Origin of the sequence: Pseudothioclava alba, from assembly GCF_033100795.1 — a bacterium.
Classification (GTDB): Bacteria; Pseudomonadota; Alphaproteobacteria; order Rhodobacterales; family Rhodobacteraceae; genus Pseudothioclava.
The window spans coordinates 1-5,329 of record NZ_JAWLVI010000016.1 but is presented as its reverse complement, the minus strand read 5'-3'; the positions used below and the strand labels follow the sequence as shown (position 1 = coordinate 5,329).

Annotated in this window: 5 protein-coding genes; 1 reads left to right on the top strand and 4 read right to left on the bottom strand. The window is 63.2% G+C overall.

All coding sequences use genetic code 11. From position 1 onward, the window contains the following. The first annotated feature begins 4 nt into the window (after window positions 1-4). Window positions 5-838, top strand: coding sequence for a nucleotidyltransferase family protein (locus RYZ20_RS15785; RefSeq protein WP_317675169.1), 834 nt, complete (start codon window positions 5-7; stop codon window positions 836-838). 42 nt (window positions 839-880) lie between these two features. Here RYZ20_RS15785 and RYZ20_RS15780 read toward each other — a convergent pair whose 3' ends face one another. From RYZ20_RS15780 to RYZ20_RS15765, 4 genes are all read right to left on the bottom strand, one after another. Further along, window positions 881-1,717, bottom strand: coding sequence for a TIGR03915 family putative DNA repair protein (locus tag RYZ20_RS15780; protein ID WP_173486396.1), 837 nt, complete (start codon window positions 1,715-1,717; stop codon window positions 881-883). Then, complete coding sequence (locus RYZ20_RS15775; RefSeq protein ID WP_173486395.1) at window positions 1,717-2,946, bottom strand: putative DNA modification/repair radical SAM protein; 1,230 nt, start codon at window positions 2,944-2,946, stop codon at window positions 1,717-1,719. Before RYZ20_RS15775 ends, RYZ20_RS15780 begins: the two co-directional genes overlap by 1 nt. 206 nt (window positions 2,947-3,152) lie before the next feature. Further along, a complete protein-coding gene (locus tag RYZ20_RS15770; protein WP_317675165.1) occupies window positions 3,153-3,617 on the bottom strand; it encodes a metal ABC transporter permease in 465 nt (154 codons plus the stop codon). A gap of 251 nt (window positions 3,618-3,868) precedes the next feature. Further along, window positions 3,869-4,936, bottom strand: a complete 1,068-nt coding sequence (locus tag RYZ20_RS15765; protein ID WP_173486670.1) for an integrase core domain-containing protein — start codon at window positions 4,934-4,936, stop codon at window positions 3,869-3,871. Between the last annotated feature and the right edge of the window lie 393 nt (window positions 4,937-5,329).

The window sequence follows — 5,329 nt, the reverse complement described above, 5'->3', positions numbered from 1 at the left end:
CACCATACCGGCCAGCGGTGCCAATGTCAGCCGCACAAACAGGCCTGACAAAAGTACGCGCTCGATCACATGTCCAGAGGTTCAGAATTTCCTTGCAAAACGAGCGGCATCCACAAAAGAGGGTTCGCTGCCAGACCCATCCCCTCCGAGCCTTGTCTCTGCGCTGGCGCAATCGGGGGTGTTCCGGCTGGGCGGCACGGTGATCGGGACACACGCGTTTCGGCTGTATGAAGGCGAGCTCGGCCTGCGCTACCGCTTCGACGAGATGGCGCAGACCGGGGATCTCGACATCGCAAGCTTCGAGCGGCTGTCGCTCGCGCTTGACGATGAGGCCGAGCCGCCCGTGGCCGAGGTGCTGCGCGCGTTCGAGTTCGACCCGGTGCCGACGGTCGAGAACACGCCCGCATGGCGCTGGCGGCAGAGCAGGGGGCAGGCGCTGGTCGAGTTCCTGACGCCCGCATTTGCCGAAGAGGGGCCGCGCCCGCTTGCGGCGCTTGGGGTCACGGCACAGGCTCTGCGCCACCTGAATTTCCTGATTGCCGACCCGATCCCGGCGGCGGTGCTGTATCGCTCGGGCGTGTTGGTGCAGATCCCGCGGCCCGAGCGGTTCGCGATCCACAAGCTGATCGTGGCGGAGCGGCGCGAAGGGCGAGATCGGCTCAAGGCCGAGAAGGACCGCAGACAGGCCGCGTTCCTCATCGCGGCGCTGGCCGAGGACCGTCCGCAGGAGCTGCGCGAAGCCTATGAGGATGCGCTGTCGCGGGGGCCGAAATGGCGTGACCGGCTGGCGGCGAGCCTCGCCCGGATGCCAGAGGCAGCGCAAGCCTTGGCGGGGTAGGGTGGCCGCCCTCAAAATCCCGTAATATATTGATAATAAATACTAAACCTTGCCGCGTCGCAGTTTTTCGGCGCGCTTTGGCGGCACTGTCGGCGCGGCCTCGATCATGCCCATCGCGCGCTCTGGTGCGGTGCGGATCATTTCGGGGATGAGGTCGGCCTCGGGGAGGTTCTTCCAGTATTTGCGCGGCATTTCCGAGGTCATCGCGGACACCATCAGCCGCGCCGGGTTGAAAATATGGGTGAAATAGGTGCGCCAGAGCGCCTCGGTCGCGTCCGGGGCTGGGGGCGCGGTGTCGCGGGTTTCCTCGAAGCTCAGGGTGCCGGACACGAAACGCGCGGTGAGCGTGGGCGTCGCAATGATCCAGTCCATGTCGCCAAAGCGCTTGGCGAAGAACGAACTCGCGGGCTCGACGATCGGGTGATCGGGCTCGAACCACGCGGCGAAGGTGCGGCGGGGAGCCTCGGGCGCGCAGATCTCGCGGAAACGGACGAAGGCGTGCATCTTGTGAATGTCGCGGCGCACGGCCTTTTCCTGCGCAAGCAGGCGGTGCAGAGCCGGATCGGAGCGGTCGCCCCACCGCAGATCGCCCCGCGCAAGCCGCAGAACGATCCCATAGGCGCGGGCGAAGCGCTCGGGGTCGGAATGGTGCAGCGCGGTCTCAATGGCGCTCACGGCCTCACGGGGGAGCGTGAGCGTCACGGGCGGGGCAGGGGGCTCGGGTGCCGGAGCGCCGGCAAAGAGGTCGCTGGGCGCGCCCTCGGGGGCGTCGAGCTGCCAGAGCACCGCGCCGGGGGGCACGCCCCCGGCCGCCAGAGCGCGGGCATGGCTGCGCCAGGCGGGAACGGTGCCGATCCGGGGCAGGGAGATCACGCGCATCAGAAGAGGCTCAGTTGCTCGGGTGGCGGGGCGAAGCGAGCGCGCAGATCGGCGCTGTCGGTGAGCGCGCGGGGCGACCAGCCGGGCAGGGTGATGAAGGGTTGCGCATTCCGCAGGACGCAGCCGATCCGCAGCAGGTCCTCGTAGCGCAGGCTGCGGTGGCGGCGCGCGGCGATGATCCGGTCCACCGAGCGTGTCCCGAAGCCCGGAACCCGCAGCAGCAATTCGCGGGGCGCGCGGTTCACGTCGACGGGGAACATCTCGCGGTGGCCGAGCGCCCAGGCCAGTTTCGGGTCGATCTCCAGATCGAGCATCCCGCTTTGCGGTGCGATTTCCTGCGCCTTGAACCCGTAGAAGCGCATCAGCCAGTCGGCCTGATAGAGCCGGTGCTCGCGGATCAGGGGCGGGCGCTTGAGCGGAAGCAGGCGCGAGGCGTCGGGGATCGGCGAGAAGGCCGAATAATAGACCCTGCGCAGGCGGAAATCGCCGTAAAGCGAGGCGGCATTGCCGAGGATCTGCCCATCCGTCGCGGCATCCGCGCCGACGATCATCTGGGTCGATTGCCCGGCAGGCGCGAAGGCGCGGGGGCGGGTGCCCTTGTGGCTGCGCTCGCGGCTGGCCTCGCGCCGGGTTTTGACGTCGGCCATGGCGCTGCGGATGGTTCGGGCCGATTTCTCGGGGGCGAGTTGGCTCAGCGCGGTTTCGGTCGGCAATTCGACGTTGATCGAAAGCCGGTCGGCCCAGATCCCGGCCTCGGCGATCAGCTCGGGCGAGGCGTCCGGGATCGTCTTGAGGTGGATATAGCCGCGGAAGTTCTCTTGCTCGCGCAGGGTGCGGGCGATGCGGACCATATCGGCCATGGTGTCGTCGGGCGACCGGATGATGCCCGAGGAGAGGAACAGCCCTTCGATATAGTTGCGGCGGTAAAACTCGATGGTGAGGCGGGTGACCTCTTCGACGGTAAAGCGCGCCCGCTCGACGCGGCTGGAGGCGCGGTTGACGCAATAGGCGCAGTCATAGATGCAGAAATTGGTCATCAGGATCTTGAGCAGCGAAATACAGCGCCCGTCGGGCGTATAGGCGTGGCAGATCCCCGAACCGCCCGCCGAGCCAAGCCCCTTGCCATCCTTGGAATTGCGCTGCTGCCCCCCGGAGGAGGCGCAGGACGCATCATATTTCGCGGCATCTGCGAGAATCGCCAGTTTGTCGGTGAGGGTGCGCTTAACCATGCGTTCATGGTATGTTCTATATTGGTGCAGTTCAAGGCTTACCAAGTTGTGTCCAGAGAGGGTGGGTGAGTGGTTTGAAGCCAGGGAAGACGTTGATTCGGATAAGGAATAGGTCGGAGCCGACCGTGGAAAAGGTTAAAATGCCGGGGCATGCACGAGGGCGCTCAGAAACACCTTGTCGCGACTGTCACGCGGATCGGCGATATCTATTGTTGCGCGGTTGCTCGGCGTTCGCGCCGCTGCTGCGCAAACAAAGCGACAAGGAACATTCCGGTCAGGATCAGCACGATGCTCGGTGCGGGGCCAGTATCGAGCCAGAAGGCCGCGTAGATCCCGGTGATTCCGGCGATCAACGCCACAATGATTGAAGTCACCAGCAGTGCCGCGAAACGGCGCGCAAGAAGAAAGGCGATGGCGCCCGGGGCGATCAGGTCGGCTACGGAGAGGAGTATTCCCACCGAGGATAGCATCGCCACAATCGTCGCCGAGAGGATAGCCAGAAGCCCGTAATGCAGCCAGCCGGTTCGCAGCCCTATCATCCGCGCCTGCACCGGGTCAAAGCTCTGTGCAAGGAAATCACCGGATGGAGCAAACCGAGCTTTCTGATTTACTTGCTCGAAACCGTCATGGAACGCCGCACAAAACAGTGACACCGTGGTGTTCGCCGCCATGATTTCGGGAGAGTATCGTGCAGCGGCTCAGCTTTATTGACGCGATCAGGCGGCCCAAACGGATCGCCTCGGCTCTGAAGTCCCTCCAGCTTGGCACTGTGCTTCCCACCGTGGCTTTCGCTGAGAAAGGGGGCCAAAGTCCAAGCAAGGCATAATCTGTCGTTATCGCGAAACGATGTAGGGTGTGGTTAAACCCGACCAGACGAAATCGGCGCGGGCTCTCTTTAGGATTTTTAGCTCTGCCATGATAATCACGCCGCATCGCGGGTGTAGGATGTGACAATGCCGCCGAGTTGGCGATTGCATTGGATCGGGCCGTCCCGCACAGGCCTGAAATCGACTTGCAGTACGTTGTTCCCGATGTCGCGTCCGCGATGCGGGCGCTCGACATTGTAATGGCGCACCCAGGTCCGCAGGATGTAATCGAGCTGGGACCGGCTGAAGCAGATGAAGAAATCGAGGCATTCGCGCTTGATGGTGCCGATGAACGATTCCGCGAAGGCGTTTGCGTCGGGCGCCCTGTGCGGGATCTGGATCACACGAGCGGCCTCCGACTCCCAGACGGTATCGAAACTGGCGCTGAATTTGGTGTCGGCATCGCGGATCAGGAACTCCGGCGTGATACCTTGTTCTTCGCACCACATCAACGTGTTGCGGGCCTGCTGGGTGACCCATGCCGAGTCGGGGGCATAGGTCGGCGCGCTGCAGAAGACGCGGCGGCTGCCGAGATGGATGAACATCAGCACATAGGCCGTCCTCGGCCCGCGTAGCGTAAACACGGTCTTCGAGAAGAAGTCGCAGGCGACCATGGTTTCCATGTGCGCCCGGATGAAGGTTGTCCACGGCAGGGCAGGATTTTTCCTTCGCCGCTCAGGGCTCGGGTGGATGCCCGCCTCGTTCAGGATGCGCTTGACGGAATTGGCACCAGCGTAGAGCCCCAGCTTTTTCAGCTCGCCCGCGATCCGCTTGTAACCCCATAGGAGATTTTCAGAGCCAATGCGGATGACGACGTCGCGCAGTTCCTGCGTCAGGCGCGGCCGTCCAACGGCCTGAAATGGGCGTCCACCACGCATCTGGGCGAGCCATCGCTTGTAGGTCGCGGGCTTTGCCACTTCCATCAGCCCGTCGATATCGTGCCCGCACTCTTCTCCGATGCGCAGCAGTTCGGCCTTCTCGGAGGGCGACAGGATAATCCGTTGCGTCGGGATGCGTGCCCGCAAGATCGCGATCTGGGCCTTCAGCAGCCTCAGTTGCGCGTTGTGCCGCGGCATGAAGAACTGGTTCAAGAAGACAAGAAGGAGGGATATGGTCGAATTCATCTTGCCGGGCTCCACCGTGGCCTTTAAAAAAATGCCGCTATGTCAACGTGATGTGGCCCGCTTACATTTTGGCACCCCTCTCAGGGAAGCAAAAAATGTTAGGGCAGGGCGGTGGTCGTCATCAAGCCCGGCTCAGAGATTTTTAGGGGCATGCGTTCTCCACGTTTTCCTATGTAATGTGAGTGCGGCGACGAGGTTCGCTGCCAGAGGCAAGCGACCAAGTGGGATAAAAACCCTCGGGACGCATCAGTGATTTCAATGGCTTGGAGCGAGAGATGGGGTGGATGCCGCTCTCCCCAAACGGCATCGCAATGTGCCAAGCTTGGGATGTTTACGCACAAGCTACAGGAGAGGGCATCCGTGGAACAGGTTACAATCATCGGCGTTGATCTT

Coding starts and splice junctions, on each gene's coding strand:
- RYZ20_RS15780 (WP_173486396.1), bottom strand. CDS start 1,717: ATGCGCGTGATCTCCCTGCCCCGGATCGGCACCGTTCCCGCCTGGCGC.
- RYZ20_RS15765 (WP_173486670.1), bottom strand. CDS start 4,936: ATGAATTCGACCATATCCCTCCTTCTTGTCTTCTTGAACCAGTTCTTC.
- RYZ20_RS15775 (WP_173486395.1), bottom strand. CDS start 2,946: ATGGTTAAGCGCACCCTCACCGACAAACTGGCGATTCTCGCAGATGCC.
- RYZ20_RS15770 (WP_317675165.1), bottom strand. CDS start 3,617: ATGGCGGCGAACACCACGGTGTCACTGTTTTGTGCGGCGTTCCATGAC.